19 protein-coding genes are annotated in these 15,012 nt (G+C 37.0%); all 19 read left to right on the top strand.

What is annotated here, in order from left to right:
* Positions 1-85 precede the first annotated feature (85 nt).
* The 19 genes from BMY85_RS01400 to BMY85_RS01310 are packed head-to-tail and all read left to right on the top strand — an operon-like array spanning position 86 to position 15,000.
* Positions 86-775, top strand: a complete 690-nt coding sequence (locus tag BMY85_RS01400; protein ID WP_092475357.1) for a phage scaffolding protein — start codon at positions 86-88, stop codon at positions 773-775.
* Between the two features lie 18 nt (positions 776-793).
* The gene (locus BMY85_RS15425) at positions 794-2,125 is read left to right on the top strand and encodes a hypothetical protein (protein ID WP_177180568.1); all 1,332 of its coding nucleotides are present in this window, start codon (positions 794-796) and stop codon (positions 2,123-2,125) included.
* An 8-nt stretch (positions 2,126-2,133) separates the two neighbouring features.
* Positions 2,134-2,586, top strand: coding sequence for a head-tail connector protein (locus BMY85_RS01390; protein ID WP_092475354.1), 453 nt, complete (start codon positions 2,134-2,136; stop codon positions 2,584-2,586).
* A complete protein-coding gene (locus BMY85_RS01385) occupies positions 2,559-2,942 on the top strand; it encodes a hypothetical protein (protein WP_092475345.1) in 384 nt (127 codons plus the stop codon). Before BMY85_RS01390 ends, BMY85_RS01385 begins: the two co-directional genes overlap by 28 nt.
* Entirely contained in the window at positions 2,942-3,403 is a 462-nt protein-coding gene (locus BMY85_RS01380) for an HK97 gp10 family phage protein (RefSeq protein ID WP_092475336.1), read from the top strand. Before BMY85_RS01385 ends, BMY85_RS01380 begins: the two co-directional genes overlap by 1 nt.
* On the top strand, positions 3,400-3,837 hold the full coding sequence (locus BMY85_RS16230) for a phage tail terminator family protein (RefSeq protein ID WP_334292350.1): 438 nt from the start codon (positions 3,400-3,402) through the stop codon (positions 3,835-3,837). Before BMY85_RS01380 ends, BMY85_RS16230 begins: the two co-directional genes overlap by 4 nt.
* A 4-nt stretch (positions 3,838-3,841) precedes the next feature.
* Positions 3,842-4,012 carry a hypothetical protein gene (locus tag BMY85_RS15420; protein WP_092475333.1) on the top strand — a complete coding sequence of 57 codons (171 nt, stop codon included), beginning with the start codon at positions 3,842-3,844 and terminating at the stop codon, positions 4,010-4,012.
* Positions 4,013-5,347 (top strand): phage tail sheath family protein, encoded by a 1,335-nt coding sequence (locus BMY85_RS01365; RefSeq protein WP_092475330.1) that lies wholly within the window; start codon positions 4,013-4,015, stop codon positions 5,345-5,347.
* Between the two features lie 17 nt (positions 5,348-5,364).
* Positions 5,365-5,838 (top strand): phage tail tube protein, encoded by a 474-nt coding sequence (locus BMY85_RS01360; protein WP_092475328.1) that lies wholly within the window; start codon positions 5,365-5,367, stop codon positions 5,836-5,838.
* Positions 5,839-5,896: 58 nt separating this feature from the next.
* A complete protein-coding gene (locus tag BMY85_RS01355) occupies positions 5,897-6,325 on the top strand; it encodes a phage tail assembly chaperone (RefSeq protein ID WP_092475325.1) in 429 nt (142 codons plus the stop codon).
* A gap of 2 nt (positions 6,326-6,327) precedes the next feature.
* A complete protein-coding gene (locus tag BMY85_RS01350) occupies positions 6,328-6,513 on the top strand; it encodes a hypothetical protein (RefSeq protein ID WP_092475322.1) in 186 nt (61 codons plus the stop codon).
* Positions 6,514-6,519: 6 nt separating this feature from the next.
* Entirely contained in the window at positions 6,520-8,631 is a 2,112-nt protein-coding gene (locus tag BMY85_RS01345) for a tape measure protein (protein WP_092475319.1), read from the top strand.
* Complete coding sequence (locus tag BMY85_RS01340; protein ID WP_092475316.1) at positions 8,624-9,334, top strand: LysM peptidoglycan-binding domain-containing protein; 711 nt, start codon at positions 8,624-8,626, stop codon at positions 9,332-9,334. The genes BMY85_RS01345 and BMY85_RS01340 overlap by 8 nt, the downstream gene beginning before the upstream one ends.
* Positions 9,335-9,349: 15 nt before the next feature.
* Entirely contained in the window at positions 9,350-10,894 is a 1,545-nt protein-coding gene (locus tag BMY85_RS01335; RefSeq protein WP_092475313.1) for a CHAP domain-containing protein, read from the top strand.
* Positions 10,887-11,150, top strand: a complete 264-nt coding sequence (locus BMY85_RS01330) for a DUF2577 domain-containing protein (protein ID WP_092475301.1) — start codon at positions 10,887-10,889, stop codon at positions 11,148-11,150. Before BMY85_RS01335 ends, BMY85_RS01330 begins: the two co-directional genes overlap by 8 nt.
* Positions 11,147-11,563 (top strand): DUF2634 domain-containing protein, encoded by a 417-nt coding sequence (locus BMY85_RS01325; RefSeq protein WP_092475299.1) that lies wholly within the window; start codon positions 11,147-11,149, stop codon positions 11,561-11,563. Before BMY85_RS01330 ends, BMY85_RS01325 begins: the two co-directional genes overlap by 4 nt.
* Entirely contained in the window at positions 11,563-12,774 is a 1,212-nt protein-coding gene (locus tag BMY85_RS01320; RefSeq protein WP_177180567.1) for a baseplate J/gp47 family protein, read from the top strand. The genes BMY85_RS01325 and BMY85_RS01320 overlap by 1 nt, the downstream gene beginning before the upstream one ends.
* On the top strand, positions 12,764-13,303 hold the full coding sequence (locus BMY85_RS01315; RefSeq protein WP_092475294.1) for a putative phage tail protein: 540 nt from the start codon (positions 12,764-12,766) through the stop codon (positions 13,301-13,303). The genes BMY85_RS01320 and BMY85_RS01315 overlap by 11 nt, the downstream gene beginning before the upstream one ends.
* Positions 13,303-15,000, top strand: a complete 1,698-nt coding sequence (locus tag BMY85_RS01310; protein ID WP_092475291.1) for a phage tail protein — start codon at positions 13,303-13,305, stop codon at positions 14,998-15,000. Before BMY85_RS01315 ends, BMY85_RS01310 begins: the two co-directional genes overlap by 1 nt.
* The last annotated feature ends 12 nt before the right edge of the window (positions 15,001-15,012 follow it).

The following is a 15,012-nucleotide window of genomic DNA, read 5'->3' as shown; positions in this document are numbered from 1 at the left end:
ACTAATTTTCACTTGCGGGTAGTGATTAAAACACCGCTTGCAGTGGAAGAAACCACGATTAAAAACGTAGCTGAAGGAGAGAATTATGGAGTTTTTAAAAGAAATATTAGGAGAAGAGCTGTATAAGCAGTTTGAAACAGCTGTGAATGCCTACAATAGCAAGTCAGAAAACAAGGATAAGCAAATTAAGATTGCCAACCTTGGAACTGGTGAGTATGTTGGAAAAGGCAAGTATGATTCGCTAGAAGCGGAGAAAACAAATCTTACCGGACAGATTACAGAGTTAAATAAGACTATTGAAACTCTTAAAAACGGTAATAAGGACAATCAAAAGCTTCAGAATACTATTACAGAGTTGCAAGGGAAGCTTGATACAGCAAATGCAGATTTAGAAAAAATTCAATCAGAAGCACTGAACACAACTAAGACCTATGCGCTGAAAGAACAGTTAAGCAAAGCAGGTGTAACGGATCCTGACTATCTTATTTTCAAGCATGGGGGACTGGATAAGTTTAACTTCGACAAAGATAACAAGCCTATCGGAGTAGAGGACTCCATCAAGCCTTACCGTGAAGATAAGACAATGGCTCATCTGTTTGGAACTTCTAATCAACACTATGACCCAGCAGGTGGAAATGGTGGCGGTAATGTAAAAAATCCCTTTGCGAAAGATTCTTTTAATCTTACAGAGCAGGGCAAGTTATTAAAAGAAAATCCAGCGCAAGCCAAAGAAATGGCAGCCGCAGCTGGTGTAACATTAAAATTAAATATTTAAAAAAGGAGAGTGTAATTTATGCCAATTACAAGAATTAGTGATGTAATCGTTCCAGAGCTGTTCGAACCTTATGTTATCCAACGAACTATGGAACTATCTGCAATGTTTTCTAGTGGTATCGTAGCAACAAATGATACCTTCAATGCATTAGCAAGTGAAGCGGCAAGAACACATAATATGCCGTTCTTCGAGGATTTAACAGGAGATTCAGAACCTACATTAGAAGATGTTAAAATGACTGCTGCAAAGATTGGTTCCAATAAGGATGTATCAACTACAATCTTACGTCAGAAAATGTGGGGGGCTAGTAACTTATCCGCCGCACTTGCAGGAAAAGATCCGATGATGGCAATAGGTGACTTAGCCGCTGGATTTTGGGCTAGAGATCATCAAAAAGAGCTTGTTGCGGTACTGAAAGGTATCTTTGGTTCTTACGACACATCCACTGGTGGAACAATAGGTGTTTATACAATTACAATTAGCACTAAGGGAGCAATAGGAGATAAAATTACAGTTGATGAAGTAGAATACACAATTGCCGATGATACAAGTGCAGCAAGTCGAACAATTGCTGTAGGTTCTACAAACAGTACTCAGGCATCTGCTTTAAAAACTCTTTTAGAGGAGCAGTACTCTGGGGTATTTACAGTTACCGTAACATCAAATGTAATTACTCTTACTCAAGTAGTTGCAGGAGATGGAGCACAACCTACAATTTCAGTTGTGCAAACAACCGACGGTACACTTGTAGCAGCGGCTGCAACAACAACTGCTGGTGTAGGAAATAGCGTATCTCCACTTGCAAATCACATCCTGGATATTTCAACAGAAGCAAATGCGTCAGACCAGCTTATTTGCGCAGATGCTTTTATTGATGGATGCCAAAAGCTTGGTGATGCTCAAAGCACTTTAACTGGTGTTATGATGCACAGTGCAACAAAGTCTTACTTAAAGAAGAGAAATCTTATTGAAACAGAAAGAGATAGCACAGATGTAGAGTTTGAAACATACCAGGGAAGACGAGTAATTGTAGATGATGGATGTCCTGTTAGCAATGGTGTATATAGTACATATCTGTTTGGCAATGGTGCTTTTGCTTACGGTAATGGAAGTCCAGAGGGACACGTTGCTGTTGAAATTGATAGAGATAAGCAGACTGGTGGAGGTATAGACTATCTTATCAACCGTAAAGCTTATATCTTGCATCCACGTGGAGTGGCTTATACTGGTGCTGTTCGTGAAAAGGTTGAGACACCATTGAGGTCAGAACTTGAAAATGCACGTAACTGGAACAAGGTTTATGAGGACAAACAAATCCGTATGGTGGAAATTCGTCATAAGATTGGATAGGTGATGATATGAACTATCTAGCTAATGAAAGCGAGGAAACAGTTGAAAAAGTTACAGATGTAGTAAATGCGTGTGTAGCTATTAATTCAGAATTGAATGAAACGTTAATGCAAAGGTTGGTACTGAAACTAATTAAGATGCAATGTGAAGTTGTTAAAGCAGATGCATTTTTGCTAACAGAGTTGATAGAATCAACAGAAACAGAAATTAAAACATTCTGCAACCGAAAAGATATTCCAGATGGCTGCATACCAATCGAAATTGATATGGTATGTGGCTATTTTTATCGGGAAAAAGTCAGCACAGGTCAACAGGACGGATGTATTTCTGTTAAGAGTATTACAGAGGGAGATACTTCCACTACATTTAACACTAGTAAAAATACACATGATAGCCTTATTTCTAGTCTTATTGACGAAGGGAGGAAACGACTATGTCACTTCCGAAAGTTGCGTTATTAGCAGCAAGACAGGCCGTGGAATCAATGTATGATTGTAAATGTAATGTTTATGAGTATGGTAAACATAAGAATCAAAATACACGTACAACTGAAATGTCAGAGCAATGTGTACTGGAAGAACAGCCGTGCAGAATTTCTTTCAGCAGTTTAAAAACAGTCGTTCAATCAGAATCAGCTGCCAATATTGGTCAGTGTGTAAAATTGTTTATATCTCCTGATATAACAATTAAACCAGGAAGTAAGATTTCAGTCTTAGATAAAAAGAACCGTTTGACAGAATACAAGTCAAGCGGTGTTCCTGCAGTTTACAATACACATCAAGAAATTATGCTAGAACTATTTAGGGGATGGTCGTAATGGCTAACATGGGGAAGTTTGATTTCAAACAGATGGAAAAGCTTAGAGACGAACTTAACAAATTACAGGACCCACAACAATTCGTGGAATCCTGTACTAAGGAATTGGCAGCAAGGCTCTTAAGGTTAGTTGTAAAACGTACACCAGTTGGACAATATCCATCCAGTACTGGTAAAAATGGTGGAACGTTAAGACGTGGTTGGACAGCAAACAAAAAGTCATCTGCCAAGGATTACGCTGAATCAATGGAAATAGCAAAGGAAGGTAATACGTACAAGATTGAGATAGTAAATCCAGTCGAGTACGCAAGCTATGTGGAATATGGACATAGAACCGCAAACCACAAAGGATGGGTAAAAGGCCAGTTCATGATGACAATAAGTGAAGAGGAACTGCGGCGAATGGCTCCTGCAATATTGGAGAGAAAGATTAAAAATTATTTAGAGGATGTGATACATTGATAAATGAGATTATACAAGGCATAGTAAATGCTTTGGATGCTAATTTTAATAAAAATTCTGACGTGTATGATATTTACACGGAAGAAATCAAACAGGGTTTACAGGAGCCTTGTTTTTTTATTCAGTGTATCAACCCATCAAGTAACTTGTTTAGGGATAATAGGTATAAGAGTACAAATCAGTTTTGTATTCAATACTTTCCTGCGGACAAATTACATAAGCAACGTGAATGTAACAGTGTTTCAGAAGAATTAAACAGCATACTTGAGTACATAACAGTGAGCGGTAATTTGATACGTGGCAGTAATACTCATTCTGAGTTCGCAGGAGACGTTTTAAGCTACTTTGTAGATTACAACTGCTTTACTGTCAAGCAAGTACAACAAAGTCCATCTATGGGGACATTACAAGCTAATACAAGCATCGTGAGGTGATAATTTGGATAAAAAGAGTAAAGAAACTAAGTTCACAAAAGAACAAATTCTAAACAGTAAAAGATATGAAAGTAAGAAGGACCTTGTCAACGCAGTGTTGGATGACAATGGTTCTTTTTCTTTGTCAGAAGTTGAAAAGCTGATTAATGATTACTTAAAGAAAGAGGTGAAATAAATGGCTTTAGGTGGAGGTACATTTACAAGTCAAAATAAAGTTCTTCCTGGTGCATATATCAACTTTATTTCCGCCAATAGAGCAACTGCAAGCGTTGGTGATCGTGGAGTTGCTACAATGCCTTTGGAATTAGATTGGGGGCAGGAGAATGAAGTATTCACAGTAACACTGAAGGACTTCCAAAAAGACTGTAAAAGAATCTTTGGTTATGATTTTACACATGATAAATTAAAAGGTCTTAGAGATTTATTCCTACACTGTAAAGTCTTACATGCGTACAGGCTTAACGGTGGTGGTACTAAGGCAACAAATACATTCGCAACTGCCAAATATGGCGGTATTAGGGGGAATGACATCAGAATTGCTATAACTACTAATGTGGATGATGAAGATGTATTTGACGTGTCTACATACTTAGATACTACACTGGTAGATACGCAAACTGTAACATCTGCTAGTGAGTTAAAGAGTAATGACTGGGTGGACTTTAAAGCGAATGCATCACTATCAGCGACTAGCGCAGTAGCGTTGGCAGGAGGTACAAATAAAACAGTAACCGGTGCAGAACATCAATCCTATTTGGATGCAATAGAATCTTACAGTTTCAATACAATCGGTGTTGTTACTACTGATGACACAACAAAGACTCTTTATATTAGTTTCACAAAGCGTATGAGAGATGAAGTAGGAGCTAAATTCCAGCTTGTTATTTATAATAAAGCAGCTGATTACGAAGGTGTAATTAATCTTAAGAATAAATGTATTGATGATGCTACTGTGTCAGATGGTGTTACTACATACCCTAATGAGGCAAATGCAGTTTACTGGTTGACTGGTGCTGAGTCTGAATGTCAAATTAATAAGACAATTCAGAATATGAAATACGACGGTGAATATGAAATTGATACTAAATATACGCAAACACAGTTAAGTGCAGCGTTGACAACTGGTGAATTCGTATTCCACAAGTCATCCAATGAAGTAAGAGTGTTGGATGATGTCAATTCATTAGTCACCGTTACAGATGAAAAAGGTGAGGACTTTAAGTCAAATCAGACTATCAGAGTGTTGGATCAGATTGCTATTGATGTAGCATCTTTATTTAATAATAAGTATCTTGGTGACATTCCAAACGATGCGGATGGCAGGACAAGTTTATGGCTGGATTTAGTCAAGTATTATCAGGAACTTGAAAAATTAAGAGCAATCGAGAATTTCAACCCTGATACTTTGTCCGTGGAACAGGGGAATACTCACAAATCTGTAGTTGTAAGCAATCCTGTGACAGTAGTAAATGCAATGGCACAATTGTACATGACTGTCATTGTAGCGTAAGAAAGAGGTGATAACGAATGTCAGATGTAGTAATGAGTGCAGGTGATTCCATTAGCGCTAAATTAGCTAAATGCTATGTAACTATTAACGGGAGAAGATACAATGCGTTTAATTTGATTAAGTTTGAAGCGAAGTTCACTAAGAAGAAAGTAAAAGTACCAATTTTAGGACAGACTGGGGCCGGCAACAAGGCCACAGGCTGGGAGGGTACTTGGTCAGCCACTATGCACTATAACACTAGTATTTATAGACAGATGATGTTAGATTACAAGAACACTGGTGCAGATGTATACTTTGAAATTCAGGTATCCAATGAAGATCCAACGTCAGCTGCTGGAAAACAAACTGTCACATTTCTTGGTTGTAACATCGACGGTGGAGTTTTAGCCAAATTTGATGCATCCAGTGACGATCCACTAGATGAAGATGTAGATGGAACATTTGAAAACTTTGAAATGCCTGATAAATTCAAACTATTACCAGGTATGTAAAAATTTAATTTAAGACACTCTGCTGAGTGTCTTTTTTATATGTTTTGGAGGGAAATCAATGAGTAAATTTAGTAGATTTATGAAACAGAATAAAGTAACAAAGAAAAACGAAATGCATGCGGTTACTAAATTCTTAACTGATGAACAAGGTAATCCGCTACAATGGGAGTTTAAGCACATTACATCGCAGGAACACGATGCAATCAGAGATAGATGTATGATTGATGTTCCAATTACAGGTAAACCTAATGCATTCAGACCAAAGTTAAATACATCCAAGTACATCAATGAAATGATTATAGCATCTGTGGTTGATCCTGATTTATACAATGCAGAACTGCAAAACAGTTATAGTGTGAAAGAGCCTAGCGAACTGCTTTATGCAATGGTGGATGATCCAGGGGAATATCAAAACCTTGGTGCATGGGTACAACAGTTCCAAGGATTTAAATCATTGGATGACAAGGTAGAAGAAGCAAAAAACTAATTTTGGAAGGGGATAGTGAAGCAAATTATGCTTACTATGCCCTTTATAAACTTAAAATTCTACCTAGTGTATTCGATGCGATGTGTGAAGAGGAAAAGGCCTTTGTCATTGCATCAATACAAATAAGAGTTGAAAATGAAAAGAAAGAACAGAGAAGATTAGAAAGAGAATCTAAGAGGGGCAGGTGATAAGCTATGATACAGACAGGTATCGAGATGCATGACGGCTTTTCATCTGTCATGTATAATGTCGTAACTGCAACTGAATCAGCTGTATCGAGTGTGTACGACTTACAGCAGGCAGTTGGGATTGATATGCCGACTGAAGCTTATGATGATGTGGCAGAAAATGCAATCAGAATAGGGGAAGAAATACAATATAATACACAAAAACAGGAAGAGTTTAACCAAATTGCTAGAAGTGGATCTGACTGTTATAATGGACTCATTTCAAATGTTTTAAGACTTGCCAGTGCATATATTGGAGTGCAAACAGCGAAAAATGCATTGAAAGAGTCTGATGAACTAACACAGACAACAGCAAGACTGAACATGATGAATGATGGATTGCAGTCCACGAAAGATCTTGTAAACATGGTGTATATATCTGCACAAGATGCTAGAGGTAGTTTTTCAGATATGGCGGATGTAGTCGCTAGGTTTGGCAACAATGCCAAGGATGCATTCTCCAGCAATGCAGAAGTAATACAATTCGCTAACTTAATACAGAAGCAGATGACAATAGCAGGTGCTAGTACACAAGAAGCTGCAAATGCAGAATTGCAGTTATCACAAGCATTAGGTAGTGGTGTATTACGTGGTGATGAGTTAAATAGTATTTTTGAGCAGGCTCCTAACCTGATTCAGAATATTGCAGACTATTTGGATGTTCCAATAGGCAAGATTCGAGAAATGGCGCAGGATGGTGAATTATCCGCTAGTGTTGTCAAGGCGGCCATATTTGATGCCAGTGATGATATAAACAGACAGTTTGAAGAAATGCCTATGACATGGGGGCAGGCATGGCAGAGTATGCAGAATACAGCCATAATGGCTTTCCAGCCTGTACTACAAAGACTGAACGATATGGTAAATAGTAGTGATTTTCAATTGTTTACGACATCAGCCATAGACAGTCTTGCGATAATAGCAAATATCACACTGAATATTTTTGATATGGTTGGTTCAGTGGCTGGATTTGTACAAAATAACTGGTCTATACTAGAGCCATTGGTACTTGGTGTGGCGGCGGCTATGGGTATTTATCTTGGCTACTTAGCTGTTACAAATGCAATGGAGCTGATGAGTAACGCTATAAAAGTTGCATCGTGCATAGCATCTTATGCTCATGCGGCAGCCACAGGTGCGGAAGTATCTGCAACTGCAGCCGCAACAGCCGCACAGTATGGATTTAATACTGCATTACTCGCATGCCCTATCACATGGATACTCATTCTCATAATAGCTGTGATAGCGGTGATATATATGGTTGTAGCAGCTATTAACAAGGTAACAAATAGCACTATATCAGCCACTGGTGTGATATGTGGAGTAATTACAACCGCTGGTGCATTTATATGGAATACAGCAATAGGTTTAATTAATGCTATCATTCAAAGTATTTATAATACGTTTGTACAGCCATTTATCAGCATTATTGAATGGGTGTTGAACGTATGTAATGGCGGTTTTGACAGCTTTGGTGGAGCAGTGGCAAATTTGATAGGACAGATAATAAGCTGGTTCTTATCATTAGGAAAAGTAGTCACAAAGATTATAGATGCCATATTTGGAACAGACTGGACCAGTGGACTTAACTCATTGCAGGATACAGTTCTTGCGTGGGGTAAAAATGACAATGCAATAACATTAGACAGGAATGCACCACAGATAGATGCACACATTAATTACGATGATGCGTGGAATACAGGTTATAGTTTCGGTGAAAAAGTAGATGAAACTGTTCAGAATTTCAATGTAGGTAATCTGTTTGGAAGAACTGATATCCCACGAGCTAGTGATTATGCAAACGCTTTAAACAGCATGCCTAACTTGGCAGATACTGCAGATAGTACATCTAAAACTGCAAAATCCTTAGAAGCTACATCAGAGGATTTAAAGTATCTGAGAGACATTGCAGAGCGTGACATAATAAACAGATTCACTACTGCTGAGATTAAAGTGGAGATGACTAATCATAACAACATCAATAGTGGAGTTGATGCGGATGGATTAGTGGAACACCTCAAAAACAGATTAGAGGAAGAAATGAGTAATATGGCAGAGGGGGAACACAACAGTGTATAAGATGTATATAAATGGTGTGTTGTTTCCTGTCACTCCATCGAAACTGGTGATAAAGACAAAGAATCAGAATAAAACAATCAACCTCATTAATGAGAGTGAGGTTAATGTTTTAAAAGATGCAGGGTTGATGGAAGTGCAGATTGACAAGTTGTTAATACCAAACCAGCGTTATCCTTTTGCCATATATAGCGGTACGTTCCACAGGGCAAAATACTATATGGATAAACTTACAGCGTGGAAATCATCAGGTAAAGCGCTTACATTTTTATTTGTACGTAAGGCACCGAATAAAATTAATTTTGGAAGTACAAGACTAAAAGTATCCATAGAAGAACTACAGTTTACTGAGGATGCAGGAAATGGCATGGATGTAGAAGTAAAACTGACATTAAAACAGTATAAGGATGTAGGTATCAAAAAGCTTGTACGAAAAAAGAAAAAATCGTCAAGCAGTAGTAAAAAAACAACAGTAACAGTCAAAAAGCATAGGGCATCAAAACCTATAGCTAAATCTTATACAGTCGTTAAGGGTGACTGCTTAATAAAAATAGCAAAGTCACAGCTTAATGACTCCAGCAGGTGGAAAGAAATCTACACATTAAATAAAAACGTGATAGAATCTACTGCTAAGAAACACGGAAGAAAGTCATCGAGTGATGGATGGTGGATTTATCCAGGAACTAAACTAAAATTACCTAAATAGTTGGAGGTGGGTGTATTGGCAAAAGATATAATAAATGTTGCCGAGAGTCAAATCGGATACCATGAAGAGGGTAAAAACAGGACAAAATATGGTGCATGGTATGGTATGAACGGTGCTCCATGGTGTCATATGTTTGCTAGTTGGTGTGCAAATCAGGCAGGTGTCAGTACATCCATATTTCCACGTACTGCGTCGACCGATGTTGGAATGCAGTGGTTTAAAGATCATGGGTTATTTAAATACAAAGGCTCCTATACACCTAAGCGTGGTGATGTAGTTTATTTTAAGACTGGTAGGAGTCATGTTGGATTAGTCGAATCAGTGACAGGAAACACTCTACATACGATTGAGGGTAACACTTCATCAAAGGTTGCAAGGCGAACATATTCTTTATCTGAATCAACGATTACAGGATATGGCACACCTCAATATCCAAATATCAATTCATCAGCTGCAGGCTCTACACAAGGAAGTTCAAACAAGAAAAAAACGTCAGCTAAAGAACTGGCATATTTAAACTCCATACTGAAAAATCATAAGTCAGCCATTATTGCTGATGTTACTGACAGAGAGATAAAAGAAACGAATAAATTACCTGATGGTAAAGTACTTGTGTTGATTAACAATGGTAAAGATAAATTTTTCTTACCAGTTAATGAGAGCATGACTATTACGGAAGAACGTAAATGTTCTCCTGGTACAGCAAAGTTTGAATTTAAGTATGAAAGAAAATACAAGGTTGAAGAGGGTAACGCAGTACTCATTGTAGTGGATGGTGTAAAACGTTTTTATGGATTTGTATTTACACGTTCTGTATCTAAAGATGGGATGATGTCAATTACTGCTTATAATCAATTGAGATACTTTAAGAATAAGGATACACTTGTGTATAAGAATAAAACAGCATCAGAGGTACTTAAAATCATAATAGACAGATTTAACCTTAATGCAGGTACTATTACGGATACCAAGTATAAGGTGTCTGCAATAGAGGACAATATGACTCTGTTTGATATCATGCAGAATGTATTAGATGACACCATGATGACAAAAGGAATCATATATACACTGTGGGATGACTGTGGAAAACTTATGTTACAGGACACTTCCAAAATGATTGTGAATGGTTGTCTCATTGATGCAGAAACTGGTGAGGATTATACATATAAGACATCCATAGACAGCAATACATACAATCAGGTGAAACTTATATACGAAAACAAAGATAAAGGTACATTTGACTTATATGTGACTAAAGACAGTAACAATATAAATAAATGGGGAGTTTTGCAGTACTTAGAGAAAATAGATGATCCTGATGTTGGAAAATTGAAATCACAGGCATATTTAAAACTGTATAATCAGAAAACCAAGAATCTGACAATAAAAGGTGTCATTGGTAATACTGCAGTGCATGCTGGATGCCTGATACCAGTTCTTTTAACTCTTCAAGATATGAAAATATCTAATTATATGCTAGTCGAAAAAGTGGTACACAATTTTAAAAATAAACAGTACACAATGGATTTAACTGTATCTGGAGGTGGTTTCAGTGGCTAACAATCTGACACAGCTTATTAAAAAATGCGCTATGGAAGCATTTAGAGCATCCAAGCCTAGTGATTACATAGTAGGTAAGGTTGTGTCACTGTTACCATTGAAAGTACAAGTATCACAACAAATTACACTGGATGAAGATTTCCTGCTTGTTACTAATACAGCCAATAATATCATATGTACAGGTGATAAAGTACTTATGATTAGAAAAGCAGGTGGAAAACAATATGTAATTGTAGATAAGGTGGTGAGTGGATGATTCCTGATTTAGATAATGCATACGATGATGATATAGATACAAGTGACTTTGAAATAGAAGAGGAAACATCGAGAACTTACAGATTATGTGATGAAACAATAACTGGTAAAATAGATGAAACAGATGCAGTAATACAGGCAGCCGATAAGATATTAAACACTGAACGTTATGATAGTCCAATCTATAGCTGGAACTATGGAATTGAACTAAAGGACCTTATAGGAAAAGATATGGATTATGTAATGGTGGAATTAGAGTATCGCATATCAGATGCATTGACAACTGATGACCGCATAGAATCCATAACTGATTATACTGCAGAAAAAATTAGTAAGCGTGCAGTGCATTGTACATTTACAATTAACACAACCAATGGGGATGAAATACCATTTGAATGGGAGGTGGCAGCATAATGTTTGAATCATATACAGATAAATTTTTATTAGATAGAATGCTGGAAAAAGTAGATGACAAGATGGATAAGCGTGAGGGATCAATTATTTACGATGCATTGGCACCAGCTGCATTGGAACTGTCTAATTTTTATGTGGCTCTTGAAATGGTGATGAAAGAAGTATTTGGTGACAGTGCAAGTTATTACTATTTAATAAAACGTGCGGCAGAGCGTGGGGTTTATCCACAGCAGGCCACAAATGCTGTATGTAAAATGTCAGCAACACCGTCCAGCGTTACACTGAATGCAGGTGACAGATTTAATTTAGATGACTTAAATTACAGTGTAATTGGTCCTGTGGCAGATGAAACAGGAAAATGGAAAATAGAATGTGAGAGTGATGGAGAATGCGGTAACAAAGAAACAGGTGATTTAATACCAATCGAAACTATTGAAGGATTGGAAACTGCCACAATAACCGGTGTATTAATACCCGGTGAGGAAGAGGAAGAAGAGGAAGACTTTAGAGAACGATATTTTAACAGCTTTTCTTCTAAGTCGTATGGTGGTAACAAGTTGGATTACATGGAAAAAGTAAACTCCATGCAGGGTGTAGGTGGATGTAAACCAATAAGAGCTTGGAATGGATACAGTCCATCCAGTATGATTCCTGATTCTGCAGTTACAACTTGGTTTGATCAGCAGTCAAGTAGCACACTGGGTAGTGGTGTTTACACCTGGATTAGTAATGTTTACAATGCGGCTATGAATCACTTGCTTACAACTGGTGGTACAGTAAAAATAATCATAATTAATTCACAGTTTCGTAAGCCATCAGATACACTTATACAGTCTGTTCAGGAAGAATTAGATCCTGGATATGATGGAGAGGGTGACGGTGTTGCTCCAGTTGGCCACGTGGTTAATGTAGTAGGCGTGGAGGAAACAACTGTAAACTTTACATTTACACTCACATTAGATAGCGGTAAAACATTCGATGATGTGCAAAGTGTGATTGAAACAGTAATAGAGAGTAAACTTACTGAGTTGAGACAGCAATGGAGCGCATCAGATGGTATCATTATAAGAAAATCAGTGATTGAATCATCGATACTTAGTATTGATGGTGTAATAGATATTACAGAAACGATGATAAATGGATCTGCATCTAATCTTGCATTAGATATTGAACATATACCTGTGCTGGGGGTGGTGAGCAGTGGAACGTAACAATCTGATTGAGTATTTACCACCATATATGATAAAGTTTAAAGAAATGCAACAGATAATGTCGACTGAGGATAAAGAGATGGATGTGGTTGATGCATCCATACAGTTATTACTCAATAATGCATTCATAGATGATTGTAATGAGGATGGTATAAAAGTGTATGAGAAACTACTTAAAATTACTCCAAGTAGGACAGAATCACTGGAATCACGTAAGGCTAGAGTATCATTACGATGGAATGACAGGATTCCATATACTTTGAAAATATTAATCAACCGCATCAATGGCTTGTGTGGAATAAACAACTACGAATTGGATGCAGACTGGGAAAACTACTACTTTCATTTAATAGTGCATTTAGAATTATTCTCAGAAGTCAAAACATTAGAGACTATTTTAGATGAAATGTTACCACTTAACATTTCATATGACATATCTAATGTGATAGAGTGTAAACCATATGGGAATACATACATTGCTGGTACGGTAACTAGTACGGAAATAATACAAGTAGGAGGTGTTTCATAATGGCGCAGTTTGGCAACATGATAATGACTGATAAAGGCGTGGAATTAAATGCTAAAGTTGGGAATGGTGTAACGTTAAACCTTACAAAGATTTCTACAAGCTCCACAGAATATCAAACATCTACATTACATAGTTTAGAATCTATAAATGTACAGCAAATCAGTAATATTTCCAGTAAAACAATAGTTAATACTACGGATGTAAAACTATCGGTAGTATTCAATAATGCTGGTCTTATCAGTGGATACTACATCAAAACATTAGGATTATATGCAAATGATCCTGATGTTGGTGAGATACTATATGCAGTATGTCAAGAAACCAGTGGTAATTGTCACTTACCAGCTGCTAGTAACACATCAAGTGCATTGAACATTGATATGGTACTTACAACGTCCAGTAGTGAGAATGTGACAGTTGAAGTTGATCCAGCTGGAGTTGTTACATTGTCACAATTAAATGATGCTGTAAATAAAAAAATGGAATGGCGTGGTGAGTATGACAATGCTAATAATTACAAGAACAATGATATTGTCGTTTACAATGATGCATATTACAAAGTAAACGAGCAATTCACTGGAAACATGGATTTTAGCAAAGTAACTTTTTTAGCTATAAAAGAAAAATATGACCATTTTAGAATTGATTTAGACTTTAATGCAAGTTTAAATCCATGCAAAGGAAATGGAATAACATACCATGGAGGGTGTGAAAATTTTACACAAGAAGATTGGGTTGAATGGCTAGGATACAAGCCATGTGTACTTGTTGTTACTAGTACTAACACACAAGGCTTAATCGAAACATATTTAGATCAAGATGATTATTCTAAAAATAAAAATGGAGAGACTGTAGATATTACTTCTGTTCCTTCGAGCGGACATAGAAGTGTAATGATAAAATTCCATAGAATAGGGATTTTGTCGAATTTCAATCCTTATGAAAGAAAAGGAAGTATTCGAATAACAAATGATATGAATGCTTCCGGTTATTCATATGGAGCATTTAATAATGGTTGTAGAAAAAATGAAAGTTTTTTTGTGGGTGCATATCCTGCACACTGCGAAAATTCAAAAATGTATAGTTTGAGTGGGAAAGTTCAAACTACAGATAAATCATTGTCAGAATATAGAGCTTGTGCCAATGCAGTTGGGATGAATTATGGGATATTAGATCATATCAAGCTATCTCTATTCCACCATTTGTACATAATACAAAATGGAAAAATCGACGGGAGAATGCTGTCTGCTCCGTCTGAAGATGCTAGAACAACAGGTACACTAAATGCAAGTGGTTTAAACCTTAACTACGTAGGTACAACAGCAAGAAAGACACTTGGAATGGAGGGGAACGGAGTAGCAGAAACTATTGACGGAATCTATTTAGATAACAACGGTTATCTTCGGATATGTAAAGATGGTTATTACAATGATACATATAACAATTATACATACAATGGCACACCGTACCTACTATCGAATGGATACATGGGTAGTATGGTATCATTGTCAGAGGACGTAGGGATACTAGCCTATACATCATCTGGGACTTCTGATAATTATTTTCGTTGTCATGTAGCAAAACGAAACACAGGAAAAATAGAGCAAGCAATGGCATCAAATATTTTTGATACAGAGTTTGCATTAAATACTACAACTGCAGGAACTTTAACTGCAAGACTATGTTTTATGAATTAGAAGGGAGGCGGC

Source organism: [Clostridium] polysaccharolyticum, assembly GCF_900111595.1.
GTDB lineage: Bacteria > Bacillota > Clostridia > Lachnospirales > Lachnospiraceae > Clostridium_AI > Clostridium_AI polysaccharolyticum.
Note: the sequence above shows the minus strand (reverse complement) of the source record. Positions and strands in the feature narration are given on the sequence as shown.